Source organism: Roseicyclus salinarum, from assembly GCF_029624655.1.
Lineage (GTDB): Bacteria > Pseudomonadota > Alphaproteobacteria > Rhodobacterales > Rhodobacteraceae > Roseibacterium > Roseibacterium salinarum.
Window position 1 is genome coordinate 108,615 of sequence record NZ_JARRSA010000008.1, and the last position, 16,928, is coordinate 125,542.

Below are 16,928 nucleotides of genomic sequence, written 5' to 3' on the forward strand. Positions count from 1 at the left end.
CCGCCCTTCTTCGTTCCGGGATGGCGTTCAGAGGATCTTCTGACCCGTCTTGGCCCAGTCCTTCAGGAACCCCTCCAGGCCCTTGTCCGTCAGCGGGTGTGCGGCCATCGAGTGGATCACGCCCGGCGGCGCGGTGATCACGTCGGCGCCGATCAGGGCGGCCTGCTTGATGTGGTTCACCGTGCGGATCGAGGCCGCGAGGATCTCGGTGTCGTAGGAGTAGTTGTCGTAGATCTGGCGGATCTCGGCGATCAGGTCCATGCCGTCCACGTTGACGTCGTCGAGCCTGCCGATGAAGGGCGAGATGAAGGTCGCGCCCGCCTTCGCGGCCAGCAGCGCCTGGTTCGCCGAGAAGCAGAGCGTCACGTTGACCATGAAACCTTCGTCGGTCAGCGCGTTGCAGGCCTTCAGGCCTTCCCACGTCAGCGGCACCTTGATCGCGATGTTGTCCGCGATCTTCGCCAGTTCCTTGCCCTCGGCGATCATGCCCTCGGCGTCCATCGCCACGGTCTCGGCCGAGACGGGGCCATCGACGAGCTGGCAGATTTCGGCGGTGACCTCCTTGATGTCGCGGCCGGATTTCATGATGAGGGATGGGTTCGTGGTGACCCCGTCGACGATGCCAAGCTGGGCCAGGTCGCGGATGGCGTCGATGTCGGCGGTATCCACAAAGAATTTCATTGGGTCAGGTTCCTTTCGTGCCGGGGCCGTGATCATCTGGCGGCCTTCTAGCGCAAGGGTGGACTACCTTAAAGACATGAGCGTCGCCAGTTCCATGCCATCGCATTTCGAGGAGGGGGCGCTGATCGGGGTCCTGACGCCCGAGCCGCTCGACCGGGTGCTCGACTACCGCGCGCCTCCGGGCGGGTGCTGGATGGGCGCGTTCGTCGAGGTGCCGCTGGGGCCGCGCAAGGTGCTGGGCGTGGTGTGGGGCGCGGGCAAGGGCGACTTCGACCCGGCGAAGGTGCGGGCCGTCACGCGCGTCCTCGACGCGGCGCCGATGCGCGAGGAAATGCGCGAGTTCCTTGCGCGCGCCGGAGCCTACACGCTGACGCCGATGAGCCAGATGCTTCGTCTCGCCACGCGCGTGCCCGGCCTGTCGGATCCGCCCTCGATGCGCAAGGTCTACCGGCTGGGGCAGGGCGAGGCCGACCGGATGACGCCCGCCCGTCGCCGCGTGGTCGAGACGCTTGTGGAATATGGCGGCCTCGGCTTCACGCTGTCGGAACTGTCCGCGCTGGCCGGTGTTTCTACCAGCGTCGTCAAGGGGCTGGCCGCTCAGGGCGTGGTCGAGGAGACGGACACCCCGCGCGACGCGCCTTACCTGCCGCTCGACCCCGACCGGCCGGGCAAGGCGCTGACCGAGGATCAGGCGCGGGCGGCCGAGACGCTGCGCGCCGCCATCCGTTCGCGCCGCTACGGCACGACGCTGCTGAAGGGCGTCACGGGGTCAGGCAAGACCGAGGTCTATCTCGAAGCGGTGGCCGAGACGCTTCGCGCGGGGCGGCAGGCGCTGGTGCTGCTGCCCGAGATCGCGCTGACGGCCGAGTTCCTCACGCGCGTCGAGGCGCGCTTCGGCACCCGGCCCGCCGAATGGCACTCGGGCGTCACCATGACCGAGCGCCGGCGCTGCTGGAAGATGCTGGGGCAGGGCGAGGCGCAGTTCGTCGTGGGCGCGCGCTCGGCCCTGTTCCTGCCGTTCCGCGACCTCGGCCTGATCGTCGTCGACGAGGAACACGACAGTTCCTACAAGCAGGAGGAGGGCGCGCTTTACAATGCGCGCGACATGGCCGTGCTGCGCGCCTCGCTCAACGACGCGCAGGTCGTGCTGGCCTCGGCCACGCCGTCGCTGGAGAGCTGGGCCAACGCCGAGGCGGGCAAGTATGCGCGCCTCGATCTGACCTCGCGCTTCGGCACCGCCGTCCTGCCCGAGATGGCCGCCATCGACATGCGCACGGAGGACCTTCCGGGGCAGTCGTGGCTTTCGCCGACCCTGACCGGCGAGGTCGCCGCCCGCATCCGGGCCGGGGAGCAGGCGCTGCTGTTCCTGAACCGCCGAGGCTATGCGCCGGTGACGCTGTGCCGGGCCTGCGGCGCGCAGGTGGGCTGCGAGCATTGCGACGCGCGAATGGTCGAGCACCGCTTCCTCAAGCGACTGGTCTGCCACCAGTGCGGCGAGACGCGGCCCCTGCCCGAGGCCTGCCCGACCTGCGGCGTCGAGGGGCGGATGGCAGCCGTCGGCCCCGGCGTGGAGCGCGTCGCCGAAGAGGCGGCGGCAGCCTTTCCCGACGCCAGGATCGCGGTCCTGTCCTCGGATCTCTTCGGCTCGGCCCGCGCGCTCAAGGCCCAGATCGAGGAGATCGCCGAGGGCGACACCGACATCATCGTGGGCACGCAGCTGGTGGCGAAGGGGCACAACTTCCCGCGCCTGACGCTGGTGGGGGTGGTGGACGCGGACCTCGGCCTGCAGGGTGGCGACCTGCGCGCGGCCGAGCGCACCTTCCAGCTGATGCGGCAGGTCTCGGGGCGGGCCGGGCGCGCCGAGAAGCCCGGCGTGGCCCTGCTCCAGACGTTCCAGCCCGAGCATCCGGTGATCCGCGCGATCCTGGCGGGCGACGAGGAAAGCTTCTGGCGTGCCGAGGCCGCCGAGCGGGAGGCGGCCGGGATGCCGCCCTACGGGCGTCTCGCGGGCATCATCATCAGCGCGAACGACGCCGCCAGCGCCTTCGACCTCGGCACCCACCTGGCGCGGAACGACGGGCCGATCCGCGTCGCGGGCGCCGTCGTCTACGGGCCCGCGCCCGCGCCCATCGCGCGCGTCCGGGGGCGGCACCGCGTCCGCCTTCTGGTGAAGGCGCCGAAGGGGGCCCCCCTGCAGGCCGCGATCGGGCGCTGGATCGGCGGATTGAAGCCGCCTTCCCATGTCAGGCTGAGCGTCGACATCGACCCGCAAAGCTTCTACTGATAGCGTTTTCCGGCCTCCATTTGCAGTTTCCTTGCCTCGCCAAGCCCGCTAGAAGGCGCGGCACCCGAGGGACCATCGCGAGATATCCATGCCCGTGTCGATCGAGCCCAAGCCCGGCATTCTCGACATCGCCCTTTACGAGGGCGGTCAGAGCAGCCTGCCGGGCCATGCCGCGCCCCTGAAGCTGAGTTCCAACGAAAGCCCGTTCGGGCCGCCGCCCTCGGCCGTCGGCGCGATGGCCGAGGCCGCGACGATGGCGCACCGCTATCCCTCGACGGACCATGCGGGGCTGCGCCGCGCCATCGGCGAGATCCACGGCCTGGACCCCGAGCGGATCATCTGCGGCGTCGGCTCGGACGAGATCATCCAGCTTTTGTGCCAGGCCTATGCGGGTCCGGGAGACGAGGTGCTCTATCCCGAGCACGGCTTCGGGATGTACCGCATCTGCGCGCTGGCCGCCGGCGCCACGCCCGTCGTCGCGCCCGAGCGCGAGCGCGTCGTCGATCCCGCGGCGATCCTCGACGCCGTCACGCCCCGGACGCGGCTGGTCTTCATCGCCAACCCCGCGAACCCGACGGGAACGATGCTGCCGCTCGCCGCGTTCGAGGATCTCGCCGCGAGGCTTCCCGACGGGTGCCTGCTGGTGATGGACGGCGCCTACGTCGAGTTCGTGGACGATTACGACGGCGGCGCGCGTCTTGTCGAAGCGCGCGGCGACGTCGTGATGACGCGCACCTTCTCGAAGGTCTACGGCCTGGGCGGCGTTCGCGTGGGCTTCGGCTACGCGCCGCGCGCGATCATCGAGGTGCTGACGCGCATCCGCCAGCCCTTCAACCTGTCCAACGTGGCGCTCGCGGGGGCCGAGGCGGCGGTGCGCGACGTGGAATGGGTCGCGGAATGCCTGCGCGTCAACGCCGCCGAGCGCGCGCGGCTGACCGGAGGGCTGCGCCAGCTCGGCATCGCGTGCGATGAGAGCTTCGCGAATTTCGTCCTCGCGCGTTTCGCCGACGAGGCCGAGGCGGACGCCGCCGACGCCCACCTCAAGTCCGAGGGGATCATCGTGCGCGCTCCCAAAAGCTACGGCCTGCCCCAATGCCTGAGGATCACCGTGGGCCGGCCGCAGGACAACGACCGCGTCCTGTCGGCGCTCGCGTCCTTCAAGGGGGCCGAATGAGCGTGATCTATGACCGCGTCGCGCTGATCGGGCTTGGCCTCATCGCGGGGTCGATGGCGCACGCCATCCGTCGCGCCGGTCTGGCCCGCGAAATCGTCGGCACCGCGCGGTCGCAGGAGACGCGGCGCGTGGCGGCCGAGATCGGCCTGTGCGATCGCATCGTCGAGACGCCCGCCGAGGCGGCGCGGGACGCCGACCTCGTGGTCCTGTGCGTGCCGGTGGGCGTCATGGGCGACGTCATGCGGGACATCGCGCCGGTCCTGAAGGCGGGCGCGACCGTGACCGACGTGGGGTCGGTCAAGCGCGACGTGATCGCCCAATGCGCACCGCACGTCCCCGACGGCGTGCATTTCGTGCCGGGCCACCCGCTGGCCGGGACGGAGCATTCGGGGCCGCGCTCGGGCTTCGCCGAGCTGTTCGACAACCGCTACGTCCTCCTGACGCCCGACCCCGGCGAGGAGCGCGAGGCGATCGACCGGCTCCGCAGGCTCTGGGAGGGGTGCGGCGCGAACGTCGAGGAGATGGACGCCGATCACCACGACCTCGTGCTGGCCGTCACCTCGCACACGCCCCACCTGATCGCCTACACGATGGTCGGCGTGGCCGACGACCTGCGCCGCGTGACCGACAGCGAGGTCATCAAGTATTCCGCCGCCGGCTTCCGCGATTTCACCCGCATCGCGGCGTCCGACCCGACGATGTGGCGCGACGTCTTCCTGACCAACAAGGACGCGACGCTGGAGATCCTCGGCCGCTTCACCGAAGAGCTGTTCGCCCTGCAGCGGGCCATCCGGCGGGGCGACGGCGACCATCTGCACGCCTATTTCACCCGGACGCGCGCGATCCGTCGCGGGATCATCGAGGCGGGGCAGGACACCGACGCTCCCGATTTCGGGCGCAAGCCCACGCCGCGGGCCGCCCCGTCACGCAACGAGGACGCGGCCGGATGAGGCGAGGACTGCGAAGCGCGGGCCTTGCCGCGCTGTCGCACGTCCTGACGTTCGCGGCGATGCTCGTCCCCGCGATGGCCGAGGCGCCCTCGCGCTCGTTGCTGCCGCTGCCGCGCGCAACGGCCGAAGCCGCGGTGGCGATGCCGATGCCGGACCGCGTGCCCTCGGCGTCCTCGGCGTCGCTGCCCATGCGTGTCATGGTCGATGCCTCGCGGCTTGCCCCCGGCGCCTCGCTCCGGCCGGTGGCGCGGGGCGGCGCGGCCACGTCCCCCTCCGGCCCCGGACCGCGCGCCGCCGAGGCATCGGCCTTCGCGCTCGCCTCCGCGGGCCTGCGGCTGGCCGATCCCCGTCCGGGCTTCGCCGCGGCGACTCGGACCGCGCCTTCGCGCTCTCTGCGGCCCTCGGGCCGCCCCGAGGGGCTGGAGCGCGTAACCCGCGCCGCCGCCGCGCGCCTGACACCGGGCCGCGTGACGCAGCCCGGCACGCACGGCGCGCTGTGCGGGATCCCGGGGCTTGTGGGCGAACGGCTGCAGCCGATCACCGGCCGCGCCTCGGGCTGCGGCATCGCCGAGCCTGTGCGCCTGCGCGAGATCGACGGTGTTGCGCTGACGACGCCCGCCACGATCTCCTGCGATACCGCGCGCGCGCTCCGGACGTGGGTGCGCGAGGGGCTGGTGCCCACCGTCGGGCGCACCGGCGGGGGCGTGCGCAACCTGCGCGTCGTGGCCTCCTATGCCTGCCGGACCCGCAATTCCCAGAGCGGCGCGCGCCTCAGCGAACATGCCCGCGGGAACGCGATCGACATCGCGGGGATCGGGCTGGCCGACGGCTCGGAGCTGACCGTGCTGGACGACTGGCGGGGCGGGCGCGAGGGGCGGATCCTGCGACGGCTTCACCAGGCGGCCTGCGGCCCCTTCGGCACGGTGCTGGGCCCGAATTCGGACCGCTTCCACCGCGACCACTTCCACTTCGACGTGGCCTCCTACCGCTCGGGCAGCTACTGCCGCTAGCGCAGCGCGAGGCGTGGCGCGGGGCCGATGGGCAGCGGTCCGAGATACGTGCGGCCGTCCGAAAACGCCAGCTCCGCGTCGATTACCTCGGGGTCGCCCGACAGGCCGGCGACGACGCCCAGAAGCCCCTCGGCGGTGCCGGCGAGCCGCTCGGGCAGGAGGCCCGCATTGACCGCAAGCTCCACCATGTCGCGCCAGTTCTCGGCGCGGATCGCCAGCGCGCCCTCCGGAATACCCTCGGGGCCTACGTCCATCTCGCCCGCCGCCCGCAGGAAAAGCGGACCCCACGCGGCCTCCGTTCCGCGCAGGTCGAGCCGGGTGATCTGCGGCCGCCGCTCTTCGATCGCGCGGATGTCCCAGGGGCGGTCGAAGTCCATCGCCGCTTCGTAATGAAGGACCGAAACGGTTTCGGGCAGGATCCCCGCGGGGTCGATCTGCGTGCGGAGCGGCGCGGGCGGGACAAGGCCCGTGGCCGAGAAGGCGACGTCGTAGCTTGCCGCGCCATCCTCGCGCCGCGCCATGGTCAGGCGCCCTTCTGCCAAGGCCATGCGCCAGCCGGCGCTGCTTTCGATCGTCACGTCGGCGAGGCGGGTGTCGGACAGATCGAGCGCGAGGTCCTCCGCGGTGCGCACGTCCAGCTCGGAGGTCATCGTGGCCGCGCGGATCGTGAGGCGCTCGAACGGCGAGGCGAGGGATTGCTCGGCGGGCCAGGTGGCGAGGATGTGGCCAGGCCGGAACGGGCGGCTTTCGAAGACCAGTGCGGGCAGCGTCCAGACCCAGCCCGTTTCGGGGTCGGCCAGCTCCAGCGCCGTCAGCTCCGTGCGGAACCGCGACGGGAAGCCCGTGACGGAGATCTCGGCATAGTTGACCAGCCAGCCCTCGTCGGCCCGCGCCTCGAGCCAGTCGGCCACAACGCCCCGGATCGCCAGCGCCGAGGCGAACCAGAACACCGCTGCGCCAAGCGCCAGCACCGAAAGTCCGATCGCAAGACGCCTCAGCACCGGCCACCCCGTTTCGTTTCCGCTCGTGGCCCGATATAGCCGTGCGCGAGGGCAAGGACCATGACGATGAACGGCACGGAACACGAAACGGCGGAGGATCTCTGGGTCTTCGGCTACGGCTCGCTTCTCTGGAACCCGGGGTTTCCTGTGGCCGAGGCGCGCCCGGCGCGCCTGCACGGCTGGCATCGCAGTTTCTGCATGTCCTCGATCCACCATCGCGGCACGCCGGCGCGACCCGGCCTCGTCCTCGCGCTGGACGCGGCCCGCGACGCGCATTGCGACGGCCTCGCCTTCCGGGTCGCGGCCGCACATGCCGGGGCGACCATCGACTACCTTCGCGAACGGGAACTGGTGTCCTCGGCCTATCTCGAGACGCGCCTCGCCGTCGTCTTCCACGACTGCGGCACGAGGCGGGAGGATGTGCTGACCTACGTCATCGATCCGGGCCACGTGCAGTATCGCGGCGATCTGGACCTCGAGACGCAGGCGCGCATCATCGCCGGTGCGGTCGGCGGGCGCGGGCCCAACGACGAATACCTCTACAACACCGCCCTGCACCTCAGCGAGCTCGGCCTCGCGGACGCGGATCTCGACTGGCTGGTGGACCGGGTGCGCGCCCTCGCGGCGACGGAGTGATCACATCATGCTGCGGGGTGGCCCGCGGTCCCAGTCGGCCATTGGCTTCGCCGCGCCGCGACTGTAGAGTTCGCAAAAGCGAAAACGCCTGAGAGGGGCCGTGGCGAGCAGGACCGAGGGCGCGGAAAGCGTGCGCATCACCCGACCGACGCGTCAGATCGTTCTGATGCTGATCATCCTTGCCTGCGTCATCGCGGGCGGCGTGCTGGTCTGGCCCATGGTCCAGCCGGTCTTCCTTTCGAGCCCCTACCTGAACGGAACCATCGGCATCGTCTTCGTGGTCGGCGTGGTGGCCTGCTTCTGGCAGGTGTTCCAGCTTTTCTCGTCGGTGGCGTGGATCGAGCAGGCGGCGAGCGGCTCGGGGCAGGAGGCCCTCGAACGCCCGCCCGGCCTGCTTGCCGCCGCAACTGCGATCGGCCGGGTGCGCGGCGGGCGGATGCAGGTCACGCAGGCCTCCGCGAAGTCCGTTCTCGACAGCGTCGGCGCGCGGATGGAGGAAAGCCGCGACATCACGCGCTACATCGCCAACCTCCTGATCTTCCTCGGCCTTCTGGGCACCTTCTTCGGGCTCGCCACCACGGTTCCGGCGGTGGTCGAGACGATCCGCTCCCTTCAGCCGGGCCCGGGCGAGGAAGGCATCGGCGTCTTCAACCGCCTTATGGACGGCCTCGAGAACCAGCTGGGCGGCATGGGCACGGCCTTCGCCTCGTCGCTTCTGGGCCTTGCCGGCTCGCTGGTCGTGGGGCTTCTGGAACTGTTCGCGGGCCACGGGCAGAACCGCTTCTACCGCGAGATGGAGGAATGGCTCGCCTCGATCACCCGCGTCAGCCTGTCCTCGGGCGAGGGCGAGGGCGGCGTCGACCGCAGCGCCATCGGCACCGTGCTCGACCACATGGTCGACCAGATCGAGACCCTTCAGAGCCTCTTCGCGCAGTCAGAGGCGCGCCGTGCCGAGACCGACACCCGCCTGCAGGAACTGACGCAGGCCGTGGGCGGGCTGACCGACCGCATGGGCTTCGGCCAGGTCGAGGCGGTGGAGAAACTGACGGCCGCGCAGGAGCGCCTGGCCCAGGCCGTCGAGGACGGACATGCCGCCGGCGGCCTCGACGAGGAAAGCCGGATGCGCCTGCGGTCGATCGACGTGCAGCTCTACAAGATCGCCGAAGGGTTCGGCGCGGCCGACGTCGAAGAAGACGAGGGCGTGCCCCAGAACGAGGCGCTGCGGGCGGACATCAACCAGCTGACCGAGGCGCTGCGCGCCCTGACCCGCGCCGCCGAGGCGCCGGTGCAGCGCCGCGCGACCGCTGCCGCGCAGCCGGCTGGACGCCGCCCGACCGTTCCGCGCCGGGACGTCGGGGAGTAGCGCCATGGCCTTCCAGCGCCGCGCAGGGGCCCGCTTTTCAGGCGCCATCTGGCCCGGCTTCGTCGATGCGATCACCTCGCTTCTGATGGTGATGATCTTCGTGCTGTCCATCTTCATGGTGGTGCAGTTCGTCCTGAGCGAGCAGATCACCAGCCAGGACGACGAGTTGAACGCGCTGAATGCCCGGCTCAACCAGCTGTCCGAGGCGCTGGGCCTCGAGAGCACGCGCGCCGACCGGCTCGAGACGCGCGTCGCCACGCTGACCGGGTCGCTCGACGCGGCCGAGCAGGAGATGGCGGCGCAGGACTCGCTGATCGCGGCCCTCACGGCGGAAGGGGAGCGGCAATCGGCGCGGATCGCCTCGTTCGAAGAGCAGGTCGCCTCGCTTCTGGCCGAGAACCGGGAGCTTGGCGTCGCTCGCGACGCGGCCCGCGCCGAGGCGGCGGACGCGATGGACGACGCCGAGGCGCTGAACCTCGCGCTGGCCTCCGCCCGAGACGAAATCGACGCCGCAGCCGAGGCCGCCCGCCTCGCCGCCGCGCAGCGCGAGGCGCTGGAAGCGATGCTGGCCGAGATGGAGGCCGAGGCGGCCACCCGCGAGACCACGCTGGCGCAGACGCTGGCCGCGCTGGAGCAGGCCGAGGGCGAGGCCGCGCGCGCTGCGGAACTGGAGACCGCGCTCGACGACGCCGAAGCGGCGCGGCTGGCCGAACTGGCGGCCGCCGAGGCCCTGCGCGCGCGGCTTGCGGACGCGCAGACCGAGCTCTCCGACGCCGAGGCCGCGCGTCTTGCCGAAGCCGCCGCCGCCGAGGCGCTGCGCACCCGCCTCGAGACGGCGCAGGCGGAACTGACCTCGATGACGCTGGCGCTGGAGGAACAGCGCCGCGAGGCCGAGGAGACGCTGACGCTTCTGGCCGCCGCCGATGCCGCGCGCGAGGACCTTGCCACGCGGCTCGCCGCGGCGCTCGCGCAGGTCGAGGCGCGCGGCTCGCTGGAAGAGCAGCTGGCCGCCGCACAGATCGAGGCCGAGCGGATGCGCACGATGCTGGACGACCGCGACCAGGACATGACCGACCTCGAGGAGCAGCTGGCCCTGGCCCTGTCGCGGATCGAAAGCGCCGAGGCGAGCGCGGCGGCACGGCTCGCCGAATTGCAGGCCCGCATTCGTGCTGCCGAACAGCGCGCCGCCGAGGCCGACGCCGCACTCGAGACCCGCGAAAGCGACATGACCGCCCTCGAGGCCGAACTGGCCGACGCGCTGAGGGCGCGGCTCGCCGCCGAGGCCGCGCAGACCCGCGCGCTGTCGGCCGCCGAGGAGCGCGCGGCCCTTCTGGCCCAGGCCAATGACGAGTTGCAGACGGTCGAGGCGGCTTCGGCCGAGAACGAGCGGCAGGTCGCGCTTCTGAACGAGCAGGTCGCGGCGCTTCGCACGCAGCTGTCCTCGCTGCAGGCGCTTCTGGACGAGGCCGCGGCCGAGGACACCGAGGCGCAGGTCCAGATCGAGGCGCTGGGCTCGCAGCTGAATACCGCGCTCGCCCGTCTTGCCGCCGAGCAGCGCGCGCTGGCCTCCTCCGAGACTGTGCGTGCCGAACTCGAAGCCGCCGAGGCCGCCCGCCTCGCCGCCGAGGCGCAGGAGCTGGAGCGGTACCGTTCGGAATTCTTTGGCCGGCTGCGCGAGCTGCTCGAGGGGCGCGAGGGCGTCCGGATCGACGGCGACCGCTTCGTCTTCTCGTCCGAAGTGCTGTTCGACGTGGGCTCGGCCGACCTCGCGCCCGAGGGCCTGTCGCAGATCGAGAACGTTGCGGCCCTTCTGACCGAGGTCGCCGACGACATTCCCGAAAGCATCGACTGGATCATCCGGGTGGATGGCCACACGGACAACCAGCAGATCGCCGGCGGCGGCGCCTTCGCCAACAACTGGGAACTGAGTCAGGCGCGCGCGCTGTCCGTCGTGCTCTACATGTCGGAAGAGCTTGGCATCCCGCCCTCGCGCCTCGCCGCAACGGGCTTCGGGGAATACCGGCCGGTCGCGACGAACGAGACCGCCGACGGCCGCGCGGCGAACCGGCGGATCGAGCTGAAGCTGACCGAGCGGTGATCGCCAAGGGGCTCCGGCGGGGTGCGCGTCCGCCAGGGCCGCGCGAAATCCTGCCGCCTCGATGAAAGTTCGGATATCGCGCCGTCGCGGTCCGTCTCTCCCATCCCGGCGTCAGCGCCGTGGGCGCGTCAGGTCCCGCCCGCTGGCGGTCCGATCGCGCGTCGGGCTTGCGCCTCGGCCATGGTGGTGGCCGGGGCGCTCAGCCGAGCGGGGGTCGCCGGCCGGACCGACCCTCGGCGCTCTCGCCCCGCGCACCAAGTACACCGCAAGACCCGCACACCCGCCGTCCCTTCGTCGGCCAGGTTTGCCGAGGTGTGGGCTCGGGGGCTCTGGCCGGGTGGAGAGCGCGCTTGCAGACGGCAAGGCTAAGGGATCATCGCGTCGATGCGATGGGGCTTGCGCCGGCGGCACGCAGGTAGCTGAAGCAAGGGCGTCTCTGTTCCCGGTGGCGCGCTCCTGCATCCCCGAGGGAGCTAAGGGGATATCCTGTCACGTCAGCAGCAGGTGGAGGTCCCGGGAAACGGAAAACGCCGCACCCGGGGGATGCGGCGTTTTCGATGTCATGGTGGCTGCCGTCAGTCTGCAGTCAGAAGCGGCGGCTTCCGCGAGCTGAGGCGCGGGTTGCCCAGCTCCTCGAAGCGCAGGTCTATCTCGCCATCCTTGACGCCGACCTTGACCGTGCCGCCCTTGGCAAGCTTGCCGAACAGAAGCTCCTCCGCGAGGGGCTTCTTGATGTGCTCCTGGATCACGCGGCCGAGGGGCCGTGCGCCCATCTTGTCGTCGTAGCCCCGTTCGGCCAGCCATTCGGCCGCGGGCTTCGTCAGCTCGATCGTGACGTTGCGGTCCATGAGCTGCGCCTCAAGCTGGAGGACGAACTTCTCGACCACCGACAGGATCGTGTCCCGTCCGAGCGGTGCGAAGCTGATCACGGCGTCGAGGCGGTTGCGGAACTCGGGCGTGAACGTCCGCTCGATCGCGGCCGTGTCCTCGCCCTCGCGCCGCTCGCGACCGAAGCCGATGGCGGATTTCGCCTGCTCCGCAGCGCCCGCGTTCGAGGTCATGATCAGGATCACGTTGCGGAAATCCACCTTGCGTCCGTTGTGGTCCGTGAGCGTGCCGTGGTCCATCACCTGCAGCAGGATGTTGAACACGTCCGGATGCGCCTTCTCGATCTCGTCGAGGAGGAGGACGCAGTGCGGATGCTGGTCCACGCCGTCGGTCAGGAGGCCGCCCTGGTCGAAGCCGACATAGCCCGGAGGCGCGCCGATGAGGCGCGAGACCGCGTGCTTCTCCATGTATTCGGACATGTCGAAGCGCAGCAGCTCCACGCCCAGCGACGAGGCAAGCTGCTTGGCGACCTCGGTCTTGCCGACGCCGGTGGGGCCTGCGAACAGGTAGTTGCCGATCGGCTTTTCCGGTTCGCGCAGGCCCGCCCGCGCGAGCTTGATCGAGGCCGAAAGCGCCTCGATCGCGCCGTCCTGGCCGAACACCACCCGCTTCAGTGTCTTCTCGAGGTCCTTCAGCACCTCGGCGTCGTCCTTGGAGACGTTCTTGGGCGGGATGCGGGCGATCTTGGCGATGACCGCCTCGATCTCCTTGGCGCCAATGGTCTTGCGGCGCTTGCTTTCGGCCATGAGATGCTGCGCCGCGCCGGCCTCGTCGATCACGTCGATCGCCTTGTCGGGCAGCTTGCGGTCATTGATGTAGCGCGCGGAAAGTTCCACGGCGGTCTTGATCGCCTCGGCGGTGTATTTCACCGAATGGTGCGTTTCGAAGTAGGGCTTGAGGCCCTTGAGGATCTTCACCGCATCGTCCGTCGAAGGCTCGTTCACGTCGATCTTCTGGAACCGGCGGCTGAGCGCGCGGTCCTTCTCGAAGTGCTGGCGATACTCCTTGTAGGTGGTGGAGCCCATGCAGCGCAGCTTGCCGCCCTGAAGCGCGGGCTTGAGGAGGTTGGAGGCGTCCATGGCGCCGCCCGAGGTGGCGCCCGCACCGATGACGGTGTGGATCTCGTCGATGAAGAGGATCGCGTCGGGATGCTCTTCCAGTTCCTTGACGACGGCCTTCAGACGTTCCTCGAAATCGCCGCGGTAGCGGGTTCCGGCCAGAAGCGCGCCCATGTCGAGCGAGAAGATAGTGGCGCCCTGAAGCACCTCGGGCGTCGCGCCCTCGACGATCTTCTTGGCCAGACCCTCGGCGATGGCGGTCTTGCCCACGCCGGGGTCGCCCACCAGCAGCGGGTTGTTCTTGCGCCGGCGGCACAGCACCTGGATGCAGCGCTCCACCTCGTGATCGCGTCCGATCAGCGGATCGACCTCGCCCTTCACGGACTTGGCATTGAGGTCGACGCAATACTTGGCCAGCGCCGACTCCTTCTGATCGGGCTCGCCGGGGTCGGCGGCCTGCGCGCGCGGCTCGTCCTCTTCCTCGGACGCGCCGGTGACGGGGCGGCTTTCGCCGTAGGATGGATCCTTGGCGACGCCGTGGGCGATGAAGTTCACCGCGTCGTAGCGGGTCATGTCCTGCTCCTGCAGGAAGTATGCCGCGTTCGACTCGCGCTCGGCGAAGATTGCGACGAGCACGTTGGCGCCCGTCACCTCGGTCCGGCCCGAGGACTGGACATGGATCGCTGCGCGCTGGATCACGCGCTGGAAGGCGGCGGTGGGAACGGCCTCGGAGCCCTCGACATCGGTCACCAGGGTCGAGAGGTCGTCCTCGATGAAATTGACGAGCGTGCTGCGGAGCGTCTCCAGATCGACGCCGCACGCCTTCATCACCTTCTGGGAGTCGGGCTCGTCGATCAGGGCGAGAAGCAGGTGCTCGAGCGTCGCAAGCTCGTGGCGGCGTGCGTTGGCGTTCGCCAGGGCTGCGTGGATGGCCTGCTCAAGTGTTGTCGAAAAAGATGGCACGCGCGTGCTCCTTTCGGTGTCGTCGAGGGGGCGGCGCCTCCGCTCGATCATGGCCTCGTATGTTTAAGCTTTGGTTTTTGTGAGCGTGTTTCAAGCAATTTCTGCGCAAATATCGGTATGGGCGGAGCGGTCCGGCACAACCCCTTGGATTCGCGAGGCGCTGCCCAAAAAAATGGCAGACCGAGCGCGAGGGGGTTTCAACGCCTGCTGTTGCACAGGCCTAGAAGGCGTCCTTGCGACGCCTGATCTCCGCGAAGACATCGGCGTCGTCTGCATGAGGAAGATTTAGGATCGACTTCACCTCCGACAAGCCCGCGCGAAGGAACGGGTTCGTGTCCATCTCCTCGCCCAGACGGGAGGGCACGGTGGGGCGCCCCGCGGCGCGGGCCGCGTCGATGGCCTCGGCGCGCGCCGCCAGGGCGGGGTTGGACGGCTCGATCGTGAGGGCGAAGCGGGCGTTGGACTGCGTGTATTCGTGTCCCGAACAGACCAGCGTGTCGCGGGGCAGGGCGGCAAGCTTCGAGAGGCTCTCCCACATCTGCGGGGCCGTTCCCTCGAACAGCCGGCCGCATCCCAGCGCCATCAGGCTGTCGGCGGTGAACACGGCGTGCGCCTCGGGAAAGTGGAAGGCGATGTGGCCCAGCGTGTGTCCCGACACGTCGATCACCGTGCCGGTGAGGTTTCCGATCCTCACGGTATCGCCCTCCGACAATGCCTCGTCGAGCGGCGGAAGCCGCGCGGCATCGGCCGCCGCGCCCCGGACCTTCGCCCCGGTCGCGGCGCGCAGGCTGGCGACGCCGTCGATGTGGTCGCCGTGGTGGTGCGTGATGAGGATGTCGGTCAGCCGCCAGCCGCGCTCGGCCAGCGCGGCCTCTATCGGACCGGCCTCCGGGACGTCGATGACCGCGGTCGCACCGGTTGCGGGGTCGTGCAGGAGAAAGGCGTAGTTGTCCGACAGGCAGGGAACCGTGACGATCTCGCCGGCTCCGGTCTCGATGGATGTTGGCATGGCAATTCCACTCCGCTCGGGGTTAATGTCCGCATCGGGGGACAGGGCACAGCCTCGCGCAGAAGGCCGGGAAGACGCAATGCATCTCGACGTGATCGACCTGCGGCAGTTCTACTACCGCACGCGGCTCGGCCGGACCGCCCAGAAGGCGATCCGCGACCAGATGCTTGCCTTCTGGCCCGAGGCGAAGGGTCAGACGGTGATCGGCTTCGGCTTCGCGGTGCCGCTGCTGCGTCCCTATCTCGCCGAGGCGCGGCGCGTCATCGGCCTGATGCCTGCGGAGCAAGGAGTGATGCCGTGGCCTGCCGGCCTCGACAATGTCTCGGTTCTGTGCCGCGAAAGCCTCTGGCCGGTCGAGACGGGCCACGCCGACAAGGTCGTTTGCCTGCACGGGCTGGAGACCTCCGAACATCCCGCAGCCGTTCTGGAGGAATGCGCCCGCGCGCTGGGGCCGGGCGGCCGGGCGCTTTTCGTCGTGCCGAACCGTGGCGGGCTCTGGGCGCGGCGCGACAAGACGCCGTTCGGCTTCGGGCGGCCCTATACGCTCAGCCAGCTCGAGGCGCAGCTGAAGCGCCACGACTTCATTCCCGAACGCCATTGCGCGGCGCTGTTCGCGCCGCCGTCGGACAAGCGGTTCTGGACGAGGTCCGCGGATATGATCGAGACGCTGGGAAGCCGCCTGCCGGGACAGCGAGGCGGCGGCGTCCTTATCGTGGAGGCGTCCAAGCGCGTCTACGCGCCTCTCGGTCCGGGACTGGCCGAACGCGTGCGCCGTCCGCTCAGGGTGCTGGAGGGCGCTCCCCGCCCCGCGGGGGCAGCCGGGCGCGACATCGCCTGAGGGCGCGACGTCCCTCGAGGCTGCGGTCGCGGGGGTGGAGGATCAGCCGAAGAGAGCGGACATTTCCGTTACGGGCCGGTTGGCGAGGACGTGGGGCGGCTCGACCTGTCGGCTGTCCGCGGTCACGACCGTGTCGCCGGATTCGGGATCGAACCTCGCCTCGAACTGGCCGAGATCGACCTCTCCCAGCTTCTGCAGGCCGTGCGCCTCGATGAACTCGGCCTCGGTTCCGGTCACGCTGCCGACAGGGATGCCCTGCCCCTCGGGGAGGATGTAGAAGTTGAGCGAGTAGCGCAGCCCCACCGAGACGTCGTCGCCGCCGGCGGTGTCGTGCACGCTGTGAACGGCGAGGATCTGTCCGGGAAGGTCGGGCGCGATGTTGAGGGTCAACTCGTCCTCGGGCTCGAGCTGGGTACGGAAGCCCGCTTCGGTCGGGTCGGGCGTGACCGCGCCCGGGCCGCCCACCGCGACCGAGATCACCTCGTTGGGTTCGTCGTCGTCCAGATCGCCGAGATCGGTCGCGGGGATCGTCCGGCCTGCGATGAGGTCGATCTCCTCGGGCGTCAGCTGCGCGACGACCGCGTCCTCGATGACGCCACTTCGGGCGTCATGCGCGTCGGCGTACCGTTCCGCAGGGAGGTAGGCCTCGCTGGTCGGCGTGGTGTCGGGCCCGCGCATGTTGAGCGCCGCATAGGAGTCGAGCCGCGCGATCAGGTCGTCCTGACCGCCGAGCGTCGCCTCCGCGCCGTCGTCGAACCCCTCGTCGTCGCGATCGTCATCGTCGTCCGCGCGGTCGGAGACGTCGGTGAGTGCGTTCGATGCCCCGAACGCGCCGAGGACCGTGAGGGTGAAGATCGACAACATCCTGAAATATGCCCGCCTGAATACAGATTCCGGGAGAATCTAGACCATTGGATTTGGGTCAAATGCGGGTAGGCCTGAGGTCGGAATGTGGCGCTCCCGCGGCTTTCTTTG

General features: G+C 70.0%; 13 protein-coding genes. 8 read left to right on the forward strand and 5 right to left on the reverse strand.

The genetic code is table 11. The features are described 5' to 3' along the window. Positions 1-27: 27 nt before the first annotated feature. Positions 28-681, reverse strand: coding sequence for a fructose-6-phosphate aldolase (gene fsa / locus P6F26_RS07475; protein WP_278028038.1), 654 nt, complete (start codon positions 679-681; stop codon positions 28-30). A 76-nt stretch (positions 682-757) separates the two neighbouring features. Here fsa and P6F26_RS07480 point away from each other — a divergent pair, with 76 nt between their 5' ends. The 4 genes from P6F26_RS07480 to P6F26_RS07495 all read left to right on the forward strand — a co-directional run bounded on the left by P6F26_RS07480 (position 758) and on the right by P6F26_RS07495 (position 6,099). After that, positions 758-2,965, forward strand: a complete 2,208-nt coding sequence (locus P6F26_RS07480) for a primosomal protein N' (protein ID WP_278028039.1) — start codon at positions 758-760, stop codon at positions 2,963-2,965. 88 nt (positions 2,966-3,053) lie between these two features. Further along, complete coding sequence (gene hisC, locus P6F26_RS07485) at positions 3,054-4,139, forward strand: histidinol-phosphate transaminase (protein ID WP_278028040.1); 1,086 nt, start codon at positions 3,054-3,056, stop codon at positions 4,137-4,139. Next, complete coding sequence (locus tag P6F26_RS07490; protein ID WP_278028041.1) at positions 4,136-5,089, forward strand: prephenate/arogenate dehydrogenase family protein; 954 nt, start codon at positions 4,136-4,138, stop codon at positions 5,087-5,089. Before hisC ends, P6F26_RS07490 begins: the two co-directional genes overlap by 4 nt. Beyond that, entirely contained in the window at positions 5,086-6,099 is a 1,014-nt protein-coding gene (locus P6F26_RS07495) for an extensin-like domain-containing protein (protein ID WP_278028042.1), read from the forward strand. Before P6F26_RS07490 ends, P6F26_RS07495 begins: the two co-directional genes overlap by 4 nt. Here P6F26_RS07495 and P6F26_RS07500 read toward each other — a convergent pair. Next, positions 6,096-7,100 (reverse strand): DUF2125 domain-containing protein, encoded by a 1,005-nt coding sequence (locus P6F26_RS07500; RefSeq protein WP_278028043.1) that lies wholly within the window; start codon positions 7,098-7,100, stop codon positions 6,096-6,098. The genes P6F26_RS07495 and P6F26_RS07500 overlap by 4 nt on opposite strands. Positions 7,101-7,166: 66 nt before the next feature. Between P6F26_RS07500 and P6F26_RS07505 the strand changes: the two genes are divergently transcribed. The 3 genes from P6F26_RS07505 to P6F26_RS07515 all read left to right on the forward strand — a co-directional run bounded on the left by P6F26_RS07505 (position 7,167) and on the right by P6F26_RS07515 (position 11,197). Beyond that, complete coding sequence (locus P6F26_RS07505) at positions 7,167-7,736, forward strand: gamma-glutamylcyclotransferase (protein WP_278028044.1); 570 nt, start codon at positions 7,167-7,169, stop codon at positions 7,734-7,736. A 100-nt stretch (positions 7,737-7,836) separates the two neighbouring features. Beyond that, positions 7,837-9,099, forward strand: a complete 1,263-nt coding sequence (locus tag P6F26_RS07510; RefSeq protein WP_278028045.1) for a biopolymer transporter ExbB — start codon at positions 7,837-7,839, stop codon at positions 9,097-9,099. A gap of 4 nt (positions 9,100-9,103) precedes the next feature. Beyond that, the gene (locus P6F26_RS07515; protein ID WP_278028046.1) at positions 9,104-11,197 is read left to right on the forward strand and encodes a peptidoglycan -binding protein; all 2,094 of its coding nucleotides are present in this window, start codon (positions 9,104-9,106) and stop codon (positions 11,195-11,197) included. A gap of 575 nt (positions 11,198-11,772) precedes the next feature. Here the strand turns inward: P6F26_RS07515 and clpA are convergent. After that, a complete protein-coding gene (clpA, locus tag P6F26_RS07520) occupies positions 11,773-14,106 on the reverse strand; it encodes an ATP-dependent Clp protease ATP-binding subunit ClpA (RefSeq protein ID WP_278028047.1) in 2,334 nt (777 codons plus the stop codon). A 220-nt stretch (positions 14,107-14,326) separates the two neighbouring features. Further along, positions 14,327-15,115 (reverse strand): hydroxyacylglutathione hydrolase, encoded by a 789-nt coding sequence (gloB, locus tag P6F26_RS07525; protein ID WP_278028048.1) that lies wholly within the window; start codon positions 15,113-15,115, stop codon positions 14,327-14,329. A 79-nt stretch (positions 15,116-15,194) separates the two neighbouring features. On the opposite strand from gloB, the gene P6F26_RS07530 reads away from it, so the two are divergent. Beyond that, a complete protein-coding gene (locus P6F26_RS07530) occupies positions 15,195-15,953 on the forward strand; it encodes a methyltransferase domain-containing protein (RefSeq protein ID WP_278028049.1) in 759 nt (252 codons plus the stop codon). A gap of 42 nt (positions 15,954-15,995) precedes the next feature. On the opposite strand, the gene P6F26_RS07535 is transcribed toward P6F26_RS07530, so the two are convergent. After that, positions 15,996-16,817, reverse strand: coding sequence for a hypothetical protein (locus tag P6F26_RS07535; protein ID WP_278028050.1), 822 nt, complete (start codon positions 16,815-16,817; stop codon positions 15,996-15,998). Positions 16,818-16,928 lie beyond the last annotated feature (111 nt).

Excerpts from the sequence above, each read along its gene's own strand:
- fsa (WP_278028038.1), bottom strand. The coding sequence starts at position 681 with ATGAAATTCTTTGTGGATACCGCCGACATCGACGCCATCCGCGACCTG.
- P6F26_RS07505 (WP_278028044.1), top strand. The coding sequence starts at position 7,167 with ATGAACGGCACGGAACACGAAACGGCGGAGGATCTCTGGGTCTTCGGC.
- P6F26_RS07495 (WP_278028042.1), top strand. The coding sequence starts at position 5,086 with ATGAGGCGAGGACTGCGAAGCGCGGGCCTTGCCGCGCTGTCGCACGTC.
- gloB (WP_278028048.1), bottom strand. The coding sequence starts at position 15,115 with ATGCCAACATCCATCGAGACCGGAGCCGGCGAGATCGTCACGGTTCCC.
- hisC (WP_278028040.1), top strand. The coding sequence starts at position 3,054 with ATGCCCGTGTCGATCGAGCCCAAGCCCGGCATTCTCGACATCGCCCTT.
- P6F26_RS07480 (WP_278028039.1), top strand. The coding sequence starts at position 758 with ATGAGCGTCGCCAGTTCCATGCCATCGCATTTCGAGGAGGGGGCGCTG.
- P6F26_RS07530 (WP_278028049.1), top strand. The coding sequence starts at position 15,195 with ATGCATCTCGACGTGATCGACCTGCGGCAGTTCTACTACCGCACGCGG.
- P6F26_RS07490 (WP_278028041.1), top strand. The coding sequence starts at position 4,136 with ATGAGCGTGATCTATGACCGCGTCGCGCTGATCGGGCTTGGCCTCATC.
- P6F26_RS07515 (WP_278028046.1), top strand. The coding sequence starts at position 9,104 with ATGGCCTTCCAGCGCCGCGCAGGGGCCCGCTTTTCAGGCGCCATCTGG.
- P6F26_RS07535 (WP_278028050.1), bottom strand. The coding sequence starts at position 16,817 with ATGTTGTCGATCTTCACCCTCACGGTCCTCGGCGCGTTCGGGGCATCG.